At 73.1% G+C, this 21,390-nt stretch carries 14 protein-coding genes and 1 riboswitch; of the genes, 9 read left to right on the top strand and 5 right to left on the bottom strand.

Features of this window, described 5'->3' with window-relative positions; translation table 11 throughout:
* Positions 1 to 120: 120 nt before the first annotated feature.
* The 3 genes from IEZ11_RS18465 to IEZ11_RS18455 all read right to left on the bottom strand — a co-directional run bounded on the left by IEZ11_RS18465 (position 121) and on the right by IEZ11_RS18455 (position 4,238).
* On the bottom strand, positions 121 to 579 hold the full coding sequence (locus IEZ11_RS18465) for a flavodoxin family protein (RefSeq protein WP_189263866.1): 459 nt from the start codon (positions 577 to 579) through the stop codon (positions 121 to 123).
* A 53-nt stretch (positions 580 to 632) separates the two neighbouring features.
* Positions 633 to 1,949 carry a lipase family protein gene (locus IEZ11_RS18460; protein ID WP_189263865.1) on the bottom strand — a complete coding sequence of 439 codons (1,317 nt, stop codon included), beginning with the start codon at positions 1,947 to 1,949 and terminating at the stop codon, positions 633 to 635.
* A 324-nt stretch (positions 1,950 to 2,273) separates the two neighbouring features.
* Positions 2,274 to 4,238: a DUF1996 domain-containing protein gene (locus IEZ11_RS18455; RefSeq protein WP_189263934.1), complete on the bottom strand. Its 1,965-nt coding sequence runs from the start codon at positions 4,236 to 4,238 to the stop codon at positions 2,274 to 2,276.
* A 406-nt stretch (positions 4,239 to 4,644) separates the two neighbouring features.
* A riboswitch (cyclic di-AMP (ydaO/yuaA leader) is annotated at positions 4,645 to 4,821 on the top strand.
* A gap of 10 nt (positions 4,822 to 4,831) precedes the next feature.
* Between IEZ11_RS18455 and IEZ11_RS52450 the strand changes: the two genes are divergently transcribed.
* On the top strand, positions 4,832 to 7,045 hold the full coding sequence (locus IEZ11_RS52450; RefSeq protein ID WP_373294930.1) for a C40 family peptidase: 2,214 nt from the start codon (positions 4,832 to 4,834) through the stop codon (positions 7,043 to 7,045).
* A 24-nt stretch (positions 7,046 to 7,069) separates the two neighbouring features.
* Here IEZ11_RS52450 and IEZ11_RS18445 read toward each other — a convergent pair whose 3' ends face one another.
* Positions 7,070 to 8,128, bottom strand: coding sequence for an NAD-dependent epimerase/dehydratase family protein (locus IEZ11_RS18445; protein ID WP_229713125.1), 1,059 nt, complete (start codon positions 8,126 to 8,128; stop codon positions 7,070 to 7,072).
* Positions 8,129 to 8,375: 247 nt separating this feature from the next.
* On the opposite strand from IEZ11_RS18445, the gene IEZ11_RS18440 reads away from it, so the two are divergent.
* From IEZ11_RS18440 to IEZ11_RS18415, 6 genes are all read left to right on the top strand, one after another.
* On the top strand, positions 8,376 to 9,740 hold the full coding sequence (locus IEZ11_RS18440; protein ID WP_189263863.1) for an FAD-dependent oxidoreductase: 1,365 nt from the start codon (positions 8,376 to 8,378) through the stop codon (positions 9,738 to 9,740).
* 306 nt (positions 9,741 to 10,046) lie between these two features.
* Positions 10,047 to 11,195 (top strand): hypothetical protein, encoded by a 1,149-nt coding sequence (locus tag IEZ11_RS18435; RefSeq protein WP_189263862.1) that lies wholly within the window; start codon positions 10,047 to 10,049, stop codon positions 11,193 to 11,195.
* A gap of 40 nt (positions 11,196 to 11,235) precedes the next feature.
* A complete protein-coding gene (locus IEZ11_RS18430; RefSeq protein WP_189263861.1) occupies positions 11,236 to 11,517 on the top strand; it encodes a YkvA family protein in 282 nt (93 codons plus the stop codon).
* A 21-nt stretch (positions 11,518 to 11,538) separates the two neighbouring features.
* Positions 11,539 to 12,237, top strand: a complete 699-nt coding sequence (locus tag IEZ11_RS18425; RefSeq protein WP_189263860.1) for a 2-phosphosulfolactate phosphatase — start codon at positions 11,539 to 11,541, stop codon at positions 12,235 to 12,237.
* Between the two features lie 97 nt (positions 12,238 to 12,334).
* Positions 12,335 to 14,839, top strand: a complete 2,505-nt coding sequence (locus IEZ11_RS18420) for a SpoIIE family protein phosphatase (protein WP_189263859.1) — start codon at positions 12,335 to 12,337, stop codon at positions 14,837 to 14,839.
* 81 nt (positions 14,840 to 14,920) lie between these two features.
* Positions 14,921 to 17,653 carry a SpoIIE family protein phosphatase gene (locus IEZ11_RS18415; protein ID WP_189263858.1) on the top strand — a complete coding sequence of 911 codons (2,733 nt, stop codon included), beginning with the start codon at positions 14,921 to 14,923 and terminating at the stop codon, positions 17,651 to 17,653.
* A gap of 3 nt (positions 17,654 to 17,656) precedes the next feature.
* Here IEZ11_RS18415 and IEZ11_RS18410 read toward each other — a convergent pair whose 3' ends face one another.
* Positions 17,657 to 19,492, bottom strand: coding sequence for a glycoside hydrolase family 15 protein (locus IEZ11_RS18410; RefSeq protein ID WP_189263857.1), 1,836 nt, complete (start codon positions 19,490 to 19,492; stop codon positions 17,657 to 17,659).
* Between the two features lie 147 nt (positions 19,493 to 19,639).
* On the opposite strand from IEZ11_RS18410, the gene IEZ11_RS18405 reads away from it, so the two are divergent.
* Positions 19,640 to 19,846 carry a hypothetical protein gene (locus tag IEZ11_RS18405; RefSeq protein WP_189263856.1) on the top strand — a complete coding sequence of 69 codons (207 nt, stop codon included), beginning with the start codon at positions 19,640 to 19,642 and terminating at the stop codon, positions 19,844 to 19,846.
* Between the two features lie 79 nt (positions 19,847 to 19,925).
* Positions 19,926 to 21,329 carry a Si-specific NAD(P)(+) transhydrogenase gene (sthA, locus tag IEZ11_RS18400; RefSeq protein ID WP_189263855.1) on the top strand — a complete coding sequence of 468 codons (1,404 nt, stop codon included), beginning with the start codon at positions 19,926 to 19,928 and terminating at the stop codon, positions 21,327 to 21,329.
* Positions 21,330 to 21,390: the final 61 nt, after the last annotated feature.

Here is a 21,390-nt window from a genome sequence, read left to right as displayed (position 1 = left end):
GCACCCGCACCTTCGCCCGCCCGGGTGAGACAGAGAGGCGAACCGGCCGAGGCCCGGCACGCACGCGGGGGCGCGTCGGTTGTCGGGAGCCGTGGGGGGGGATCCGTCGGTGGTGGGTGTTCAGGTGTCGGGCGTGAGGCCGGCGGCGATCGTCGCGCCCAGCTCCCAGCATGCCTCGATGTCGGCCTTGCCGGGCTCGCCGGTCACCGTGACCGGTTCGGCCGCGCGGCGCCAGCCGAGGCCGGTGGTGATGGAGTCGAGGGCGCGCAGGGCGCCCGTGACGTCGTTGCCGCCGTGCACGTAGGCGCCGAAGGGACGGCCGCGCGTCTCGTCCAGGCACGGGTAGTAGATCTGGTCGAAGAAGTGCTTGAGGGCGCCGGAGAGATAGCCGAGGTTGGCCGGGGTGCCGAGCAGGTACCCGTCGGCTTCGAGCACGTCGGCCGCGGTGGCCGACAGTGCCGCCCGCCGCACGACCCGCACGCCCTCGATCTCCGGGGCCGTCGCCCCGGAGACCACGGCCTCGAACATGGCCTGGCAGTGCGGTGAGGGGGTGTGATGGACGATCAGCAAGGTGGGCACACCGGCACCCTGCCGTGCGGGGCCCGCCGACGGCAAGCGGCGGCGGGCCGCCCTCAGGGCTGTACGGGCATGCTCCAGCAGTTGGAGACGGCCGGCACACCGGAGAGCCGGGCGGTGAGCCAGGCGACCGCGTCGCCCTGGTCGGTGAGCAGGGGTTCGAGGTGGTTCAGCAGGGCGCGGCCCGCGTCCGGCAGGAGGACCGGCACGTAGGTGATGTTCGCGCCCTTGTCGCACCAGTTCACGGCGAGCGTGCGGGCCTGCGCGTGCGGGACGAGATCGTCGCTGACGCCGGTGGCCACCCGGACCGGACTCGCCGGCGCGGTCCTGCCGATGCGCTGATCGTCCAGGAAGGCCCGGAGGGCGGGCTCCTCGCCGACGATCTCGGAGATGGAGCTGCCGTCGGTGGTCCAGGCGGTGCTGTGGACGGAGCCGTAGGCGAGCAGCGCGTCGCCGACGCACATCGTCGACAGGTCGGCGAGGGCGGCCCGGCCCGCCGCGCCGAGATGGGCGTCGACGATCGGCTTGAGCGCCGGATCGGACTGGACGAACCCGTTCACCGCCCAGCCGAGGGCACCGGCAAGGTCGCTGCCGTCGATCGCCGCGGTCACCGCGGTGAGGTCGGCGGGCGGCGCTCCCGCATAGCTGCCGGAGAGGGTGATGTCCGGGGCGTAGGCGGGCTGCAGCTCGGCGGCCGCGGCGGTCGCGCCGCCGCCCTGGCTGTAGCCGAACAGGCCCACCCGCGAGGCCGCGGTGACCGAGGCGCCGGGCAGGCTCCGGGCGGCGCGTACGGCGTCCAGCACGGCGTGGGCGCCGTCGAGCCGGTTGACGTAGGTGTGCAGCCGGTCCGTGGCACCGAGCCCGACGTAGTCGGTGACGACGACCGCGACGCCCTCGGCGAGCAGCCGGTAGATCGACAGGTCCTCGTAACCCACGGACACCGTCTGGCCGTTGAGGACCAGCGGATACTCCAGGCCCATCGAGGCGGCGCACTGGTCACCCTGTCCCATGGTGCCGGGGGCCAGCGCGACCAGCGGGCGGGCGCCGGGGCCGAGCCAGGGCGCGGTGGGCTCGATGTAGGCGCCGGTGACGGCGACGGGGTCGCCCGCCGAGTCGGTGGACTTGTACATCAGCCGGGTGGCGCTGCCCGGCAGCGGGCCGGGCAGGCTCGGCAGGCTGAGGGCCAGCGGAAGGGGTTCGGTGCGGACGAGGGCGCCGTCGGCCGTGGGCAGGGTGGCCGGCGGGTCGTAGAAGGCCGGGATGGTGACACCCCGGGAGACCTCCGCCTGGGAGGCCGTGGCCTGCAAGGTCTGAAGGCAGAGGCAGGCGGCAGCGGCGACGGCGGTGGCCAGCAGGCGAACGCGGACAGGCATGGGGAACCTCCTGGACGTGCTGGACGTGGGAGGTGCGGTGGGGTGTCCCCGGAGCGGCCGACGGGGCAGGTGCGGTCTACCCGACGGTAACGAGCACCGGATTACCGGCGGTAGCGGCCGTCAGGTTACGGTTCAGTAATATGACGGACGGTCAACATGGGGCGACGACTCACGCTGCGGGTAGGTCGCGGCAGGCGCGGTGGGACGTGTCGTCGCGCTTGGGGCACGGCCTGGCAGGGCAGGGCAGGTGGCAGTCGTGAGCGAGCCGGAGGCCGAGCCGGCCGGGCCCGCCCTGGACGCGTCGCGCGCGGCGCGCGAGAAGGGTCAGACCGCGTTCCGCCGGGCGCGCCAGAGCAGTACGGCCCCGGAGGCCAGCAGCAGTCCGCCGAAGAGCGCGGGCCACAGGTGCACGCCGGTCTCGGCGAGATCGCCCTGGACCGCCTGGGGCTCGGTCTGGGGTTGCGTGCCGGAGCCGGTGGCCGGGGTCTCCTGACCGGCCGGGGCGGCCACGGCGGTGTCGGCCGGCGTGGCGGCGACGGCGGTGTCGGCCGGCGTCTCGGTGTCGGGCCGCTGCGTGGGCTCGCTGATGACACCGCCGCCCGACGACTTCGTGGTCGAGGACTTCGTGGTCGAGGACTTCTTCGGCGACGCGCTCGCGTCGACCCTCGGCAGCTCGGTGCCGCTGGAGGCGGTGGCGGGGGTGCCGGCCGGAGGCTCGGACGACGGCTGCCCGGTCGCCGGCTCGGACGGCTCGGCGCTCTGCGTCTGGGCCGGCGGGGCGACCGGGCTCGCGGTCTCGCTCGGCTCGGACGGCTGGGTGCTCTCGGACGGCGGCTGTTCGTCGGCCCCCGCCCCGCAGGTGCGGCCCGAGTTGATGCAGTCGACCATCTTCCGCATCAGGCTCTCGTCGAAGACGTTGATGAAGTCACCGTGGTCGGTGACCGGCTTGTGCAGCTGCTCGGGGAACGAGTCCACCGCGAACAGCGGGACCGTACGGCCGCCGTCCTGGAGGCTCGGCGCGTCCACGGCGTAGACGATGCGCTGCACCAGCTGCGGGATGGCCTGGAATCCGGCCGGGCAGCTGCCGTCGGGAGCCTCGAACGCCACATGGGTGCGGTGGTTGGCGCTGTCGATGTTCCGGCCGTCCCAGCAGCTCTGGAACCTGAACGTGCGCACCACGTCACTGCCCGCCGGGCAGAGCGGGTACTTGTCCTTGAGCTGCCGGTTCTCGAACCCGGTGCAGCTCCAGGAGGCGTTGGCGTTGGCCGGCCCGTTGACGAAGGCCTTGGCGTCGCCGGTGATGATGCGCAGCAGCCTCGGCATCTCGGTGACCTTGGAGGTCGGGTTGCCCTCGAAGGTCAGCGTGACCTGCTTGGCCGTGACGATCTGCCCGGCGTTGCCCTCGGTGCCGCCGCCCGGCTTGCCGGCGTCCCGCTCCTGCTTGCCGTTCTGCAGCCGCAGCACGGGCCAGTAGTACGTGGACCTGTCGCCCTTGTCCGCGCAGCTGGTGTCCGCGTTCGCGAGGTCCTGGTCGCTGGCGAAGGCGTTGTTGGACTGGTTGCCGATGTAGTCGTGGAAGTGGTGGGCGCCGTTGGAGACACCGGGCGCGACGATCACGTTGTCCGAGTTGAACAGACCGTTCGCGTTGACGCCGCAGCTGGAGCTGAAGGTGCCGGTGGAGCCGCCGGACCGCTCGGCCGGGGTGGTGACGTTGGGCTGGACGGAGGTGATGTCCGCGTAGTCGGCGGCGACCGGGCCGTTGCCGCCCTGACCGCCGGCGCCGGTGCCGGTGCCGGTGCCAGTGCCCTGGCTCGGCGCGGCGCTCGCCTGACCGCTCTGGCTCGGCGTGGCACTGCCCTGGGGGTCCGCCGACTGCCCGGCGCCCTGGTTCGAGGAGCGCAGGGTGCAGGCGGCCAGGTCGTCCAGGCCCTGCGGGCGGTCGCCCTCGCGGCCGATGGCGTCGGCGATGCGCTGGAGCGACGCGGACCGCTTCTCCTTCAGCGGGTTCATGATCGTGTCGTCGGCGAGGCCGGGGTTCTGTTCGATCGCCGTGGCGGACTGGCTGAGCTGCTGGTAGGCGGCCACGACCTGCTGGTCCAGCTGGGCGAGTTCACGGTCGACGTCGGCCTTCGCCCCGTCGGGCACCGCCGTCAGCCTGCTGCCGACGTCGGGACAGTAGATCGTGGGGGCGGACAGCACCTGACCGGTGGCGACCTGGCCCTGCTGGTCCCCGCCCTCGGTGGCCGAGGCGTAGACGTTCACCGCGACCAGTCCTCCGCCACCGAGCATCAGGGCGACCGCCGCGAAGGTCGCGCGCTGTGCGCCGGTCGGGCGTCTGCGCCTGTTGGGTCTCAAGGTCGTTCCCCTGGGTCTCGTGGTCGGCCGGACATGGAAATCCCCGGCCTTATACGGACCCCGGCGCCATCGTGTTCAACAGACCCGCGAATTCACGGTGACCTCACAGAAAGCGGGAGTCCCGGAACGGGCCGACGCGACCGACGGCAACGCCCCGGTGACCCTGCGAAAGCAATGGATGGACGCCAAATGCCGTCCCGTACGGTCGAGTTCCGAACGCTAAGACGAACATCACAAATACGTATCGGACATTACGCCCTTCAACCTTCACACGAGTGACACAAGTTGGCTAAGTTGACGGACAAGCCGTTCGGCTCCCCCCGGCGAATCCCGCCGGGCCGCACGGCCTCCGCCGAATCCGGCGCCGTCCAGAGGCGAATCCGGAGCCGGGGACCCAACCGAACCACTGGGGTGAATCGGCCGAGCGTCCGTGCGGACGACGGCCGTAGGGCATGCCTTCCGGACTTCACCGCCCGAACCCGACAGCTAACTCGGTAGGCGGAGTACGGAAGGAGCACGACCCCTCAATGGCGCCCGAGAGCCGTGACGAGGTTCGACAGCGGATCAACAGCCTCTACGACCAGGCCGAGAACGCCACCGGGAACTACAACGCCACGCGCGCGATGAGCGGGGGTTCGCGCTCACGCGGTGTACCGCTGTTCAAGCGGCCTCGTCGCGACGACCCGGGCCTCGACAACATCGCCCGGGAGTGGTTCGACGGCGCCCGCTCGAAGCTGGGACCGAGCGTCCCGGCCGCACTCCCGTCCGACCGGCAGCCCGCCCGGCCCGGCCCGCGGCGGCCCGTCAGCGCCATGGCCGCCGACCTGATCGGCCAGCTGGAGAACTCCGGCCCGGCCCGGCTGGAACTGACCGCGGGTCCGTCCGCGCAGACCGACTTCGAAGTCGTCCGCGAGCTGCCGCAGCCGAGGCAGGATCAGCGCGCGGTGGCCGCGCTGGAAGCGGCTCCGGCCGCCGCCCAGCCCGTGCCGACCGCGCAGAACCCGTGGCCCACGCCTGAGGCCCAGACCGCGGCGCAGCCCTGGGCGGCGCCCGCCGTCGGCATACCGAACCAGCGGACCGACAGCGGCTCCTTCCGGACCGATGCCCTCGCCGCCACCCGCGCGATCCCCGCGGTGACCGAGACGGGCGGCATCCCGATCGTGTCCCCGTCCGACACCGGGACGTTCCGCATCATGACGCCGGGCGGTACCGGAGCCTCCCGGGCCCTGCCCCCGGCGGACACCACCGGCTTCCGCGTCATGACGCCAGGCAGCGCGGCCACCGGAACCTTCCCGGGCGTGCCTCCCATGGAGATGGCCCCCGCACCGACCCCGCCTCCCGCGGACACGAACGGCTTCCGCGTCATGACCCCGGGCAGCGCGGCCACCGGAACCTTCCCGGGCATGCCCCCCATGGACATGGCCCCGGCGCCGGCCGACACCACCGGCTACCGCGTCATGACGCCAGGCAGCGCGGCCACCGGAACCTTCCCGGCCGTGTCCCCCATGGACATGGCCCCCGCACCGACCCCGCCTCCCGCGGACACGAACGGCTTCCGCGTCATGACCCCGGGCAACACAGCCACCGGAACCTTCCCAGGCGTGCCTCCCATGGACATGGCCCCCGCACCGACCCCGGCCGTAGGGGACAGCGGTTCCTTCCGCATCATGACCCCGGGTGCCACGGGGTCGTTCCCGATGCCGACCCCGGCCGACGCGGGAGCGTTCCCGACCGCTGACCCCATGGGCACGAGCGTCTTCCCGACCGCGGCACCCGCCGCTCCGGCCCCGGCTCCGGCCCCGATGGACATGGGCGGCTTCCGGGTCATGTCGCCGAACGCGGCCGCCGCCTACGCCGAGGTGCCCCAGGCCGCCGCCGACACCGCCTACGCCACCGGCGCGTACATGTACCCCCCGGCGGCCCCCGCCGCCCCCATCGCCACCATGCCGCCGGCCGACCCCTTCGCCGCCGCGCCCGTCCCCGACATGGTCGGCGCCTACGCCGGAGCCGCGCAGCCCGCCGACGCCGCGTACGCCTACACCGCCGCGATGCCCATGGCGATGGCAGCGCCCCCGGCCGCGATGCCCGCCCAGATGACGGCACCCATGCCTACTCCCATGGCGCCCCCCATGGCCGCCCCCATGCCGACGCCTCCCATGCCGGCGATGGCCGCGGCGGCGCCGATGGCCATGGTGGCGCCGCCCGAGGCGATGACGGCGGCCGCGCCCGCCATGGCGATGCCCACCGCCGCCCCGGTCATGACGGCCCCGCTGCCGACCGCACCCATGCAGGTCACCGCCCCGGTCCCGACCGCGGCCGCGCCCGCACCCGGTGCCTTCGCCGACCCCGGCGGCTATGCCCAGCCGGGCCTCACGCCCGAGCCGGGCAAGGCCATGAAGGCGCTGGCGTTCGCGCGGGAGCAGATCGGCCGGCCGTGCGTCTGGGGGGCGGCCGGGCCGGGGGCGTACGACTGCTCCAGCCTGACCCAGGCCGCCTGGCGCGCCGCCGGTGTCACGCTGCCGCGCAGCGCGGCGGAGCAGACGCTGGCCGGCACCCCGCTGACGCTGGCCGCCGTCGAACCGGGTGACCTGGTCTTCTTCTTCGACGACGACAGCCACGTCGGGATCTACGCGGGCGGCGGCGCCATGGTGCACGCGCCGAGCCCCGGGGCGCTCATCCGCGAGGAGTCGATCTACAACGCCGGGGAGTCCGCGATCCACCGGGTGATCCGCCCGGCCTGACCCGGGCCGGGCCGGGTCCCGAGGTCAGGCCCTCCGCCGCCGCGTGCGCCAGCTCTCGTGGTGGTCCAGGAGGGTCTCCTCGACGGGCCGGTAGACGAGGCCCAGTTCACGGACGCTGCGGCCGTTGTCGACGCGGAAGCGGATGCCCAGGTGCTTGCGTATGTAGTCCTGGGTGAGGCCGAAGAGCGGGCCGAGGACCCGTACCGGCCCGTGCGGGAGCGCGGTGCGCGGCAGGCGCGGGTCCCAGGGGTGGCGGGTGCGGATGATCCGGGACATCTCGTGGAAGGACGTCATCGTCTCGTTGGCCACGATGTACCGGCCGCGGGCCGCCGGGTTCTCCGCCGCCGCTATGTGCGCGTCGGCCACGTCGCGGACGTCCGCGGTGGTGAAGCTGAAGTCCGGGGCGCCGTAGCAGAAGTACCCCTTGAACAGTTCGTCGAGCAGGAACAGACTGCCGGACTCGGAGGCGGCGGTGAGGGCGGGGCCGAGGATCAGGCCGGGGTTGAGGGCGACCATCCGCCAGCGGTCCTGGACGGCCTCGGCGTCCCAGGCGGCCCGCTCGGCGACCGTCTTGGCGTAGTGGTAGGGGTTGTCGGCAACCGTGCTGGTGGTGTTGAAGTACTTCTCCGTCAGCACCTCGCCGACCATCTCGCGGACGTCGGCGTAGTCGCCGAAGATCGCGCCCACGGTGGAGGTGAAGACCAGGGTCGTCACCTCCGGGGTGCGTTCCACGCTGCCGAGGACGTTGCGGGTGCCGAGCAACGCGGGGTCCACCACGTCCCGTCGGCCGTCCTTGATCTGCTCGGGCATCAGGAACGGCGAGGCCACGTGGAAGACGGTCGCGCAGCCGCGGAAGGCCTCGTCGAAGGAGCCGTCCCTGAGCAGATCCGCCTCGAACAGGGTGAGCCGCCCGGGGAAGGCCTCCTGGAGCTCCCACAGCGGCCGTGCCTTCGTGGCGTCGGAGGCGCGGCGGACGGTCGCCCGGACCCGGTACCCCCGCTCCAGCAGCCGCCGTACCAGATGGCTGCCGACGAAACCGCTGCCGCCGGTCACGGCCACGGTCGTCTCCGCGCGTGCGTCCACGCTCCCACCCCTCGCCCTCGGGCCACCGCGCCTCGGTGCGCCGCAGAGGACAGGTTGGTGCATGTACATGGCGTACGCCAAGCACGGCACGGCCGCCATGGCGCCCCGGGAGTCATAAGCAGGACCCGACACACCTCATAAGATCGCCTTATGAGGTCATAGAGTGGACCCGCGTACCTACTTAGGACTGCCTTAGTTTAGGCTTCCCGTTCGAGATCGCTTGTCCTCACTCGAAGGGAACCTGATCATGCCGCGCCCCCTGCGGGTAGCCATCGTCGGAGCCGGCCCCGCCGGGATCTACGCCGCCGACGCCCTGCTCAAGTCCGCGGTGGCCGCCGAGCCCGGCGTGTCCATCGACCTCTTCGAGCGGATGCCCGCCCCGTTCGGCCTGATCCGGTACGGCGTCGCCCCCGACCACCCGCGCATCAAGGGCATCATCACGGCCCTGCACCAGGTGCTCGACAAGCCGCAGATCCGCCTCTTCGGCAACGTGGACTACCCCGCCGACATCAGCCTCGACGACCTGCGGTCCTTCTACGACGCGGTGATCTTCTCGACCGGCGCGACCGCCGACCGCGAGCTGCGGATACCCGGCATCGAGCTGGACGGCTCCTACGGCGCCGCGGACTTCGTCTCCTGGTACGACGGCCACCCGGACGTGCCCCGCACCTGGCCGCTGGAGGCCGAGAAGGTCGCGGTCCTCGGGGTCGGCAACGTGGCCCTGGACGTGGCCCGCATCCTCGCCAAGACCGCCGACGAGCTGCTGCCGACGGAGATCCCGCCGAACGTCCACGACGGCCTCAAGGCCAACAAGGCCCTTGAGGTGCACGTCTTCGGGCGACGCGGCCCGGCGCAGGCGAAGTTCTCCCCGATGGAGCTGCGGGAGCTCGACCACTCCCCCAACATCGAGGTCATCGTCGACCCCGAGGACATCGACTACGACAAGGGTTCGATCGAGACCCGGCGCGGCAACAAGCAGGCCGACATGGTCGCCAAGACCCTGGAGAACTGGGCGATCCGCGACACCGGCGACCGCCCGCACAAGCTCTTCCTGCACTTCTTCGAGTCGCCGACCGAGATCCTCGGCGCGGACGGCACCGTCACCGGCCTGCGCACCGAGCGCACCACGCTGGACGGCACCGGCAACGTCAAGGGCACCGGCGAGTTCAAGGACTGGGACGTCACCGCGGTCTACCGCGCGGTCGGCTACCTCTCCGACAAGCTGCCCAAGCTGCCCTGGGACATCGAGTCGGGCACGGTCCCGGACGAGGGCGGCCGGGTCATCGAGGAGAGCGGCAACCACCTCCGGTCGACCTACGTCACCGGCTGGATCCGCCGCGGCCCGGTCGGTCTGATCGGCCACACCAAGGGCGACGCCAACGAGACCGTGTCCAACCTGCTGGACGACTACACCAACGGCCGGCTGCACGCCCCCGAGGCGCCCGCGCCGGAGGCCGTGGAGGCCTTCCTCGCCGAACGGAACGTCCGCTTCACCACCTGGGAGGGCTGGTACCGGCTGGACGCCGCCGAGAAGGCGCTGGGCGAGCCGCAGGGCCGCGAGCGCGTCAAGCTCGTCGAGCGCGAGGACATGCTCCGGGAGAGCGGCGCCTGAGGCGCTGAGCCGCAGGGACCGAAGGGGGCCGGCCGGACTGCGGGCGGCCCCTCTCGCACACGCCCGGTGTGCCCGGCGGACGGGGCCCGCCCCTGAGCGGATGGGCGGGCGGGCCCCGTCCGCCGCCCCCATTGTGCGTGGCGTGCCTGTTGAGGGGCACGGGTGAACCGGAGTCGTACGAGGCACACGGTCTGCGCCCCGGGTGCGGGGCGCACACCCCGTGCGCGGGCGGCCCCCGCCCTTCAGGACCCGCTCCCGGGCGGCGATACTGGAAGACTCAGCCCGCTCCCACCAGCAGATTGGCCCATGTCGAACTCCGCCACCGACCGTGCCGTCCTTCCGCCGACCGTCTGGCCCGCCCGCGGCCGCCACACGGGCCCGGACTCCGAAGAGGTGATCCGCAGGATCCTGCGCCGCCGCAAGGAGACCGGAGCCCTCGACGACTTCGCCGAACCCCCGATCCCCGTGGACTCCGCCCGGCGGCTCTTCGAAGCCCGCTGGCGCGTCGACGACGACGCCGTGACGGTGCGCGCCCGACTGACCCTCCTCGACCCGCGCGGCCATCAGGCGGGACGCGAGTGGCAGCTCGTCGCCGAGGCCGACCGGCCCTGGGACGAGGCCTGGCCCTCCCCCGCGGCGATGTTCTGGCCCGACGGCGAGGAGGCCGGTGACGGCGGCGAGGCGGCCTGGGACTACCTCCCGGCGGTGGCGGGCGTGCGGCTGCGCACCGTCAACCCGCTGCCCGCCGACGACAAGGACATGCGCCGGGTGCTGCGGGACGCGGCGAAGGACGCCTGGTGCGTCAACCTCGTCGTGCACGAGGCGATGACGCCGGACGCGCTCGGCCGGCTGCCGCTGGTCCGGCAGCTCCCGCCCGGTCTCGCGCACCGCGTCGTGGAACACCGGGCCGCGCCTCAGCAGTTCCGTGCGGTCAACTGGGCGCTGCGGGACCTCGGCGTCGAGGTACCGCGCGGTGGCGCCGTACTGCTGCCCCCGGACCCGGCGCCGTCGGACTACGCCGCGCAGGAGTACGCGGTGCGCAGTGTCTTCCTGGACGGTTCGGAGCCGACCGAGCTGTTCGCCGCCGTGCGCCGGTGCGTCGCGCTGCCGAAGCCCGCGCCGCAGGGCGCCGAGGAGGCGCTGGCCGATCTGCGCGACAACTGGACGCTGATGACGCTGGAGGAGGAACTGGCCCGTGAGCGGGGGCGCGTGGCGCAGTACGCCGAGGCGCTGGAGGCCATGACCAGGTCCCGCGACCTGTACCGGGAGGCCGCCGAGCGGGCCGGCGAGGCGCTCGCCGCCCTCCGCGACACCCCCGCTCCGGCCGCGCCTGCGCCGCAACCCGCCTCCCCCTTCCAGCAGTTGACCCGCGCCTTCAAGGGGCTGCGGGCCCCGAAGGAGAGTTCCGGGCCGGCCGTCATGTCCGAGGACGAAACCGGGAAGACGGACCAGTGAGAGACCCCGCGCCGGATCGGGGCCGAAGGACGGGACAGCCATGGACACCACCACGACCGTGCTCGTGATCTGCGCGATCGTCGCCGCGGCCCTGCTGGCCGGCGCCGTCGCCGTACTCGTACGGCTGGTCCGCACCCGGAGCGCCCTGCGCCGGGCCGGGCTGCCGACCGGCTCGCGCTGGGTGTTCTGGGGTGCCGTGCTGTATCTGGTGCTGCCCACCGACCTGTTGCCCGACCCGATCTACCTGGACGACATCGGTGTACTGCTGCTGGCCCTGCGCTCGATGCGCGCGGCCCTGCCGGCGGAGGACCCCGAACTCTGATCCGGCGGGCATGATGGGGTGATGCGCTGCACGTACACCGGTGTCCCCGGTCTCTCCTCGAATCCCGGTGCCACGCCCGAAGTCGCCGTGGTGGTCGACGTGATGCGCGCGTTCACCGTGGCGGCCTGGGCGTTCTCGCGGGGCGCCGAGCGGATCGTCTTCGCCGAGACCCTCGACGAGGCACTGGAGCTGAAGGCCCGTCACCCCGGCTGGCTGGCCTTCCAGGACGGACCGGTGGTGCCCGGCTTCGACCTGGCCAACTCACCGGCCCAGTTGCGCTCGCTGGACGTCGCGGGCCGCACGGTCGTGCAGAAGACCACCGCCGGGACGACCGGGGCGCTGGCGGTCGCGGGGGCCCGGCTGCTGCTGTGCGCGAGCTTCGTGGTCGCCGGGGCCACCGCCGCCGTACTGCGCCGCGAGCGGCCTTCGGCGGTCACCTTCGTGGTCACCGGGGACGGCGGACGGGCCGAGGAGGACCTGGCCTGCGCCGAGTACATCGCCGGGCTGGTGAGCGACGGCCCGGTCGCCCCCGGCCCGTTCGTGGAGCGGGCCCGGAACTCCGGTGGGGCCGCGCGGCTCGCCGAGGGCCTGCGGCTCGGCTGGGAGGGCGTCCACCCCGAGGACGTGCCGCTGTGCCTGGAGACGGACACCTTCCCGTTCGCCATGGCGGCCGGCCGGGAGGGCGGTCACCTGGTGCTGCGGCCGGTGGACGCGGGCTGAGCCGGCCGGCGTGGGTCGCGGAGGTGCGTTTTCGGGCCGTCGTGACGCATTCTTGCTGTGTCACCCACCCGGCGGTGCGCGGACGAGGTAGGACCCGATGACAGGGAGCGGCGAGCCCATGGGCCGGGCGCGTGAGCGGCTGACCGCGCTGCTGGTCGAGGCCTCGACCGGCGCCCTGGGCGCGGCGGACGGTCACGTCGCCGGGGTGTACCTGCGCTCCGGCACCCCGGGACTGCTGCGGCTGGCGACGCTGGTGGGGCTGCCAGGACCGCTGTTCCGGCCCTGGTGGCGGCTTCAGGTGGACCGGCCGTTCCCGGTCGCGGACGCCTACCGGCTCGGGGTGCGGGTGGTGCTGCCCGACGCCGCCGAGATGGTGCGCCGCTATCCGCAGTTCGCGGCGGGCCTGCCGTTCCAGTTCGGCTCGGTGTACACGCCGGTGCCCGGGGCGGAGCCGTCCTTCGGGGTGCTCACGGTGCTGCGGCCCGCGACCCCGGACACCGTGGACGAGCTGCCCGACCTGGACCGGCTCGGGCGGCTGGCCGAGACACTGGGGGCCGGGCTGTCCGAGCTGGTGGCCGAGGAGGGCGACGCGGCGGTCGCCTGGGAGGGCGAACCGGTGTGCGTACGGCCGCCGGCGAGCCGGCCCGGGGCGGCCCGGGTGGGACGTTTCACCTGGGACCCGGCCACGTCGGCGGTGCGCGCGGACGACCGGCTGCACGCCCTGCTCGGCATGGCGCCGCAGGACTTCCCCGGTACCGGCGCCGAGCTGGCCGCGGCGGTGACGCCCGACGACGCCGACGACGTGCTGGCCGCGCTGCACGAGACCGCGGCCGGCAAGCCGCCGTACGCCCCGCTGCGGGTGCGGGCCGCGGACGGCGCCCCGCTCCTGCTGGAGCTGTGGCCGCCGCCCGGCACCACCGACCCCTCCCTGGTCTCCGGGATCGTCGTCGACCCGGGCCCGGCCGCGGCCGCCGACGCGGCGGCCGATCTGCTCCCCCAGGGCGTCTTCTGCCTGGACCGCTCGGGGGTCGTCCGCTACGCCAACCCGGCCGCCGTCCGGCTGACCGGCCTGCCGCGCGCCGAGCTGCTCGGCCGGCCCGTGTGGGACGCGATGCCGTGGCTGAGCGGACCGCCGTACGACGACCACTGGCGGGGGGCGCTGCTGGCCCGCGGCCCGGTGCGCTTCCAGGTCCGTCGCGGGGATCCCGCCGAGGGCGAGCTCCTCGCCCTGTCCGTGCACCCGGGCCCGGACCTGGTCACCTGCACGGTCGTCCCGGCCGCCCTGATCGAACCGTCCGTGCACCTGCCCCGCGCGGCCGAGCCGGGCACCGCGGCCGGGTCCGGACGGCCCGGCGGGGCCTCGATGGCCCCGCTGTACCGGCCGATCGCGCTGGCCATCGCGCTGACCGACGCGGTCACCGCCCGGCAGGTGTCGGTGGTGGTGACGCAGGAGCTGCTGCCGGCGTTCGGCGGCGGCCGGCTCGCCATCTACCTGCTCCAGGACCGGCATCTCTACCTGGCCTGGGAGAACGGCTTCCCACCGGGCTTCCTCGCGCCGTTCGACGGTGTCGGTCTGGACGCCCACATCCCCGGGGTGGAGGCCCTCACCACCGGCCGGCCGCTGTTCTTCGAGTCGATGCAGCGGCTCGCGGACACCTACCCGGGTCTCGCCCTGGACGCGACCGTGGGCGCCCGCGCCTTCCTCCCGCTGATCGCCTCGGGGCGGCCGGTCGGCACCTGCATCCTCGGCTTCGACGTGGAGCGCCGTTTCAGCACCGAGGAGCGCACGGTCCTCACCGCGCTCGCCGGTCTGATCGCGCACGCGATGGAGAAGGCCCGCCGCTACGACAGCGAGGCCGCCCTCGCCCGCGGTCTGCAGCAGGCGCTGCTGCCGCGCCGGCTGTCGGCGCACCCCCAGGTGGAGACCGCGGGCCGGTACCTGCCGGGCACCCAGGGCATGGACGTGGGCGGTGACTGGTACGACGTCGTGGGGTCCGGCGACGGCCTCGCCCTGGTCATCGGCGACGTCCAGGGACACGGTGTGCAGGCGGCCGCCACCATGGGGCAACTACGCAGCGCGGTGCGGGCGTTCGCGCTCAGCGACCGGCCGCCGGACGAGGTGCTGAGCGGCACCAACCGGCTGCTCATCGACCTCGACCCGGGTCAGTTCGCGAGCTGCTGCTATCTGCGCCTGGACCCCGCCACCGGGCGCACCCGGATCGCCCGGGCCGGTCATCCGCCGCCGCTGCTGCGCGCCCCGGACGGCCGCACCCGGGTCCTGGAGATACCCGGCGGTGTCGTCCTGGGCGTGGATCCTCGGGCCCGGTATCCGGTGACCGAGCTGGAGCTGGCGCCGGACGCGATCCTCGCCCTGTACACGGACGGGCTGGTGGAGCGGCCGGGCGCCGACATCGACGACGGCATCGCCGCGCTGGGGGCGGCCCTGGCCGAGGCCGGGGAGGTGCCGGGGCGGGGCGGCGGCCGGACCCTGACCGGGGTGGCCGACCGGCTCACCGCCATGGCCCGGCACGCCACCGACCGCCCCGACGACGTGGCCCTGCTGCTCGCCACCCGCCGCCCGGGACCCGTGCGCCGCGGATGATCGGGACAGAACGGGGTGTCCGGCCGGTTACCAAGGGGGACGCCCTCGCCTCACGCCGCCGGGCAGTGTAGACATGGGCTCATGGTCCGTCAGCCCGGCCGGTCCGACACTCGGCCGTCCCCATCCGGGACTCCGCGCGCGCCGCTCGCCCCACGGCGTCCGAGCGGGCCGGGGCGGGTCCGGTCCGGATGGCTCGGGTCGGCGGTGAGCGGACGCAGCGTGGCCGGACAGGTCTTCGTGCTGCAAGTGGTGATCGTGCTGCTGCTGGTCGTGTCGGCCGTGCTGGCCCTGGTGCTCCAGGTACGGCACGACAGCACCATGGAGGCCCGCAACCGGTCCCTAGCGGTCGCCCAGACCTTCGCCGACGCCCCGGGCACGGCGGCGGCGCTGCGGCTGCCCGACCCGACGGCGGTGCTCCAGCCTCGGGCGGAGGCGGCCCGCAAGTCGACCGGCGTGGACTTCATCGTCGTCATGAACACCGACGGGATCCGGTACACGCACCCCAAGCCGGACCGCATCGGCAAGAAGTTCGTCGGGAACATCGGGCCCGCGCTGGCCGGCGGGACGGTCACCGAGGAGGTCCAGGGCACCATCGGGGAGCTGGTGCAGGCCGTGGTCCCGGTCCGGGACGCGGACGGCGCGGTGGTGGGGCTGGTGTCGGCCGGCATCACCACCGCGCACGTGGGCGGCCGCGCCGACCAGCAGCTGCCGCTGCTGCTGACCGCGGCCGCCGCGGCGCTGGCCCTGGCGACGGCGGGCACCGCGCTGGTCAGCCGGCGGCTGCTGCGCCAGACGCACGGGCTCGGCCCGGACGAGATGACCCGGATGTACGAGCACCACGACGCGGTGCTGCACTCGGTGCGCGAAGGCGTGCTGATCGTCGACGGCGACGGCCGGCTGATGCTCGCCAACGACGAGGCACAGCGCCTGCTGGACCTGCCCCAGGACGCCGAGCGGCGCCGGGTCCTGGACCTCGGCCTGGACCCGGAGACGGCGGCGCTGATCGCCTCGGGACGGATCGCCACCGACGAGGTGCACCTGGTCAAGGACCGGCTGCTGGCCGTCAACCAGCGCGCGATCGAGGTGCGCGGCGGCCCTCCCGGCAGCGTCACCACCCTGCGCGACTCCACCGAACTGCGCGCCCTCTCCGGCCGTGCCGAGGTGACCCGCGAGCGCCTGAACATGCTGTACGACGCCGGGGTGGGCATCGGCACCAGCCTGGACGTCACCCGCACCGCCGAGGAGCTGGCGGAGCTGGCCGTGCCGCGGTTCGCGGACTTCGCCACCATCGACCTGTACGACGCGGTCCTCAAGGGCGAGGAGCCCAAGCCCGGGGACGCGCTGCGCCGGGTGGCGTGCACCGGCATCCGCAAGGACGCCCCGCTGTACCCGGTCGGCGAGCGGTTCCAGTTCGTGCCGTCCTCGCCGCAGGGCCGCAGTCTGGAGACCGGCGAGTCCGTGGTCGAGCCGCGGCTGCGGGAGGCGCCGGGCTGGCGTGCCCAGGACCTGGAGCTCACCCAGCGGATCCTGGACTTCGGCATCCACTCGCTGATCACGGTCCCGTTGCGGGCCGGGAACCTGGTGCTGGGCCTGGCCAACTTCTGCCGTTCGGAGAAGCTCGCGCCGTTCGACGCCGAGGAACTGGCCCTGGCGGAGGAGCTGGTGGCGCGGGCGGCCGTCTCCATCGACAACGCCCGCCGCTACACGCGCGAGCACAGCATGGCGGTGACCCTCCAGCGCAGCCTGCTGCCGCGCAGCCTGCCCGCGCAGGGCGCCCTGGACATCGCCTACCGCTACCTGCCGGCGCAGTCGGGCGTGGGCGGCGACTGGTTCGACGTGCTGCCGCTGTCCGGGGCCCGGGTGGCGCTGGTGGTCGGGGACGTGGTGGGGCACGGGCTGCACGCGGCGGCGACCATGGGGCGGCTGCGCACCGCGGTGCACAACTTCGCGGCGCTCGATCTGCAGCCCGACGAACTGCTCGGTCTGCTGGACGAGTTGGTGGGCCGGATCGACCAGGACGAGACCCCCGCGGACACCATGGCCACGATCACCGGGGCGACCTGCCTGTACGCGATCTACGATCCGGTGACCCGGCGGTGCACGGTGGCCCGGGCCGGTCATCCGCCGCCGGCGCTGGCCAGGCCCGACGGCGGCGTGGAGTTCCCGGAGGTGCCGGCGGGTCCGCCGCTGGGGGTGGGCGGACTGCCCTTCGAGACGGCCGAGCTGGATCTTCCGGAGGGCAGCAGGCTGGTCCTCTACACCGACGGGCTGGTCGAGGACCGGCAGCGGGACATCGACGAGGGCCTCGAACTGCTCGCCGGGGCCCTGGAGTCGGCGGCCGGCGCCTCCCCCGACGAGACCTGCGCGGCGGTACTGGAGCGGCTGCCGGCCCGCCCCAGCGACGACGTGGCGCTGATCGTCGCCCGCACCCGGGCACTCGGTGCGGACCGGGTCGCCCAGTGGCAGGTGCCGGCCGATCCCGCGGCCGTCTCCGAGGTGCGGTCCCGGGTGACCCGGCAGCTCGCCCGCTGGGACCTGGACGAGCTGTCGTTCACCACCGAGCTGATCCTCAGCGAGCTGGTCACCAACGCCATCCGGCACGGCCGGGCGCCCATCGGGGTACGGCTGCTGCACGACCGGACGCTGATCTGCGAGGTCTCCGACGCCAGCACCACCTCGCCGCATCTGCGGTACGCGGCGAGCACCGACGAGGGCGGCCGGGGCCTGTTCCTGGTCGCGCAGCTGTCCGAGCGCTGGGGCACCCGCTACACGCCCGCCGGGAAGGTCATCTGGGCGGAGCAGCCGCTGCCGTGACCCTCAGCCCAGCGCGCGGTCCAGGTTGAAGGCGGCGCTGATGAGGGAGAGGTGGGTGAACGCCTGCGGGAAGTTGCCCTGTTGCTCGCCGGTGCGGCCGATTTCCTCGGCGTACAGGCCGAGATGGTTGGCGTAGGTGAGCATCTTCTCGAAGGCGAGCCGGGCCTCGTCGACGCGTCCGGCGCGCACCAGGGCCTCCACGTACCAGAAGGAGCAGATGGAGAAGGTGCCCTCGTCGCCGCGGAGCCCGTCGGGGCTGGCCTGCGGGTCGTAGCGGTAGACGAGGGAGTCGGAGACCAGGTCCTCGGTGAGGGCGTCCAGGGTGGACAGCCACTTGGGGTCGGTCGGGGCGATGAACTTGGCCAGGGGCATCATCAGCAGCGAGGCGTCGAGGACGTCCCCGCCCTCGTGCTGGACGAAGGCGCCGCGCCGCTCGGACCAGCCGCGGTCCATGATCCACCGGTAGATGGTGTCGCGGCTCTGCCGCCAGCGGGGCAGGTCGGCGGGCAGGCCGCGCCGGTTGGCGAGGCGGATCGCCCGCTCGATGGCGACCCAGCACATCAGCCGCGAGTAGAGGAAGTTCTTGCGGCCGCCGCGGGTCTCCCAGATGCCCTCGTCGGGCTGGTCCCAGTGGTCGCAGACCCATCCGACGAGGCGGGTGACGTCGTCCCACTGGCCGCTGGAGATGGGCTCGGCCCACTTGTCGTAGAGGTAGATCGAGTCGATGAGGGCGCCGTAGATGTCGAGCTGGAGCTGGCCGGCCGCGTCGTTGCCGACCCGGACCGGGGCGGAGCCGCAGTGCCCCTCCAGGTGGGTCAGCTCACGTTCGGGCAGGTCGCAGCGGCCGTCGATGCCGTACATGATCTGGAGCGGGCCGGAGGCGAAGCCGTCGCCGGGGCTGATGTAGGTGGTCACGAACTTCATGAAGGCCGCGGCCTCGCTGCTGAAGCCGAGCCGCAGCAGGGCGTAGACGGCGAAGGCGGCGTCGCGGATCCAGACGTAGCGGTAGTCCCAGTTGCGTTCGCCGCCGAACTGTTCGGGGAGGCTGGTGGTGGGCGCGGCGACGATGGCGCCGGTGGGGGCGTAGGTGAGCAGTTTCAGGGTGAGCGCCGAGCGGTGCACCATCTCACGCCAGCGGCCCCGGTAGCGGGACTGGTGCAGCCAGCGCCGCCAGTAGCAGACGGTGGCCTCGAACTGCCGCTGGGCCTCGGCGCGGGCGCAGCCGCGCGGGGCGATGTCCTCGCCGGCCTGGTCGAGGGCGAAGACGGCGGACTCGCCCTCGGCGAGCTTGAAGTCGGCGCGGGCGTCGGGGCCGTCGCTCTCCAGGGCGACCGTGGAGGTGAGCAGCAGCGACTTGGCCGCGGACTCGAACAGGGCGGTGTCGCCGAGCAGGCGCAGGGTGTGCGGGTCGGCGCCGTAGTTGAAACGGGGGGCCACCCGGACCCGGAAGGGCACGGTGCCGCGCACGCAGAGCACCCGGCGGATCAGCCGGTGCCGCTCGCACTCGCCCGAGCCGTCCGTCACCGGCATGAAGTCCTGGACCTCGCCGACGCCCTCGTCCGTGTAGAAGCGGGTGATCAGCACGTTGGTGTCGGGGAAGTAGAACTGCTTGGTCCGGGCCGGTACCGTCGCGGCCAGCGCGAAGAAACCGCCGCGCTCGGCGTCCAGGACGGCGGCGAAGACGCTGGGGGCGTCGAAGGACGGGCTGCAGTACCAGTCGATCGTGCCGTTGCTGCCGACCAGGGCCACGCTGCGCAGATCCCCGATCAGCCCGTGTTCGGCGATCGGCAGGTAGCGGGGGCTCCCGGGCGCATTCTGGTAGAACAGCTGCTCGGCCATCGTGACGGCCTCCCCGGAACGGATGTACGGTCACCATACAGCTTAAAAGGGACATAGCTTAAAGGGGCGAATCGCCTCCCGGGATGCGGGGTGCGGCCGGGCGGGCAATCGTGAGAGTGTGCACCCCGCTCCGCGAAGGAGGGACCCATGTCGACCTCAGAACCCGAAGCGTCCCGGCCGCCCGAGGACCGAGCCACCCCGGACGCCCTGCTGCACAGCGCCCCCGGTACCGGGGTGGCGCCCGAGGACCTGGTGATGGCGTCGGGCCGGGACGTCACCCCGGCCACGCTCGAATGGGCCAGGAAGAAGATGGAGCGCGAGGGGCCCAGCTGCGTCGAGCGGCTCCTGCCCTGATCCACCGCTGTCGGATTTCACACGAAGGTTGCCCGTTCACCCTTTCGAAGCGGGGTCGGCTGCTGACAGACTTCGCAGGGTGCCCGACTTCGACATGCTCGTCATCGGTTCCGGACCCGGCGGCCAGAAGGCCGCCATCGCCGCGGCCAAGCTCGGTCGCCGGGTCGCCGTCGTCGACAGCCCCGACATGGTCGGCGGTGTGTCCATCCACACCGGGACCATCCCCTCCAAGACCCTGCGCGAGGCCGTCCTCTACCTGACCGGCCTGACCCAGCGCGACCTGTACGGCCAGAGCTACCGGCTGAAGGAGGAGATCACCGTCTCCGACCTGACCGCGCGCACCCAGCACGTGGTCAGCCGCGAGGTGGACGTCATCCGCAACCAACTCTCCCGCAACCACGTCACCCTCTGCTCCGGCATCGGGCGGTTCATCGACCCGCACACCGTCGCCCTGCGCGAACCGAGCGGCAACGAACGGCTGTTGACCGCGGAGCACATCATCATCGCCACCGGCACCCGGCCGGCCCGCCCGGACAGCGTCGAGTTCGACGGGCGCACCATCATGGACTCGGACAACGTGCTGTCGCTGGAGCGGGTGCCGCGCTCCATGGTCATCGTCGGCGCCGGTGTCATCGGCATGGAGTACGCCAGCATGTTCGCCGCGCTCGGCAGCAAGGTGACCGTGGTGGAGAAGCGCGCGGCCATGCTGGACATGTGCGACGTCGAGGTCGTGGAGTCGCTCAAGTACCACCTGCGGGACCTGGCCGTCACCTTCCGGTTCGGGGAGACCGTGGCCGCCGTCGAGCGGCATCCCCGGGGCACGCTGACGGTGCTGGAGAGCGGCAAGAAGATACCGGCGGACACGGTGATGTACTCGGCGGGCCGGCAGGGCCTGACCGACGGACTCGACCTGGACAAGGCGGGGCTGTCCGCGGACCGGCGGGGCCGGATCACGGTGGACGAGCACTTCCGCACCGAGGTGCCGCACATCTACGCCGTCGGTGACGTGATCGGTTTTCCGGCGCTCGCCGCGACCTCGATGGAACAGGGCAGGGTGGCCGCGTACCACGCCTGCGGGGAACCGGTCGGGCAGATGGACAACCTCCAGCCCATCGGCATCTACACCATCCCGGAGATCAGTTTCGTCGGCCGGACCGAGGACCAACTCACCGAGGAGTGCGTGCCGTTCGAGGTCGGGGTGGCCCGCTACCGGGAGCTGGCCCGGGGCCAGATCATCGGCGACTCGCACGGCATGCTCAAGCTCCTGGTCTCCCCCGAGGACCGGCGGCTGCTCGGTGTGCACTGTTTCGGCAGCGGAGCGACAGAACTGATCCATATCGGTCAGTCGGTGATGGGCTGCGGGGGCACGGTCGACTACTTGGTGGATGCCGTCTTCAACTACCCGACGCTGGCGGAGTCCTACAAGGTCGCGGCCCTGGACGCCACCAACAAGCTGCGGCAGCTCGACCGGCTGGAGGACTGAGGGCCCGCGGAACCGTTGCTTCCGATGTGAGAGTTCGTAGCCCCAAGTGGCATATGTGATT

This window comes from Streptomyces fuscichromogenes, from assembly GCF_014645815.1.
In the GTDB taxonomy this organism is placed as follows: domain Bacteria; phylum Actinomycetota; class Actinomycetes; order Streptomycetales; family Streptomycetaceae; genus Streptomyces; species Streptomyces fuscichromogenes.
Note: the sequence above shows the minus strand (reverse complement) of the source record. Positions and strands in the feature narration are given on the sequence as shown.

What these genes read in the sequence shown, in the direction of transcription:
- IEZ11_RS18460 (WP_189263865.1), bottom strand. Translation starts at nt 1,949, where the DNA reads ATGCCTGTCCGCGTTCGCCTGCTGGCCACCGCCGTCGCCGCTGCCGCC.
- IEZ11_RS18455 (WP_189263934.1), bottom strand. Translation starts at nt 4,238, where the DNA reads ATGCTCGGTGGCGGAGGACTGGTCGCGGTGAACGTCTACGCCTCGGCC.
- IEZ11_RS52450 (WP_373294930.1), top strand. Translation starts at nt 4,832, where the DNA reads ATGGCGCCCGAGAGCCGTGACGAGGTTCGACAGCGGATCAACAGCCTC.
- IEZ11_RS18440 (WP_189263863.1), top strand. Translation starts at nt 8,376, where the DNA reads ATGCCGCGCCCCCTGCGGGTAGCCATCGTCGGAGCCGGCCCCGCCGGG.
- IEZ11_RS18435 (WP_189263862.1), top strand. Translation starts at nt 10,047, where the DNA reads ATGTCGAACTCCGCCACCGACCGTGCCGTCCTTCCGCCGACCGTCTGG.
- IEZ11_RS18430 (WP_189263861.1), top strand. Translation starts at nt 11,236, where the DNA reads ATGGACACCACCACGACCGTGCTCGTGATCTGCGCGATCGTCGCCGCG.
- IEZ11_RS18425 (WP_189263860.1), top strand. Translation starts at nt 11,539, where the DNA reads ATGCGCTGCACGTACACCGGTGTCCCCGGTCTCTCCTCGAATCCCGGT.
- IEZ11_RS18420 (WP_189263859.1), top strand. Translation starts at nt 12,335, where the DNA reads ATGACAGGGAGCGGCGAGCCCATGGGCCGGGCGCGTGAGCGGCTGACC.
- IEZ11_RS18415 (WP_189263858.1), top strand. Translation starts at nt 14,921, where the DNA reads ATGGTCCGTCAGCCCGGCCGGTCCGACACTCGGCCGTCCCCATCCGGG.
- IEZ11_RS18410 (WP_189263857.1), bottom strand. Translation starts at nt 19,492, where the DNA reads ATGGCCGAGCAGCTGTTCTACCAGAATGCGCCCGGGAGCCCCCGCTAC.
- IEZ11_RS18405 (WP_189263856.1), top strand. Translation starts at nt 19,640, where the DNA reads ATGTCGACCTCAGAACCCGAAGCGTCCCGGCCGCCCGAGGACCGAGCC.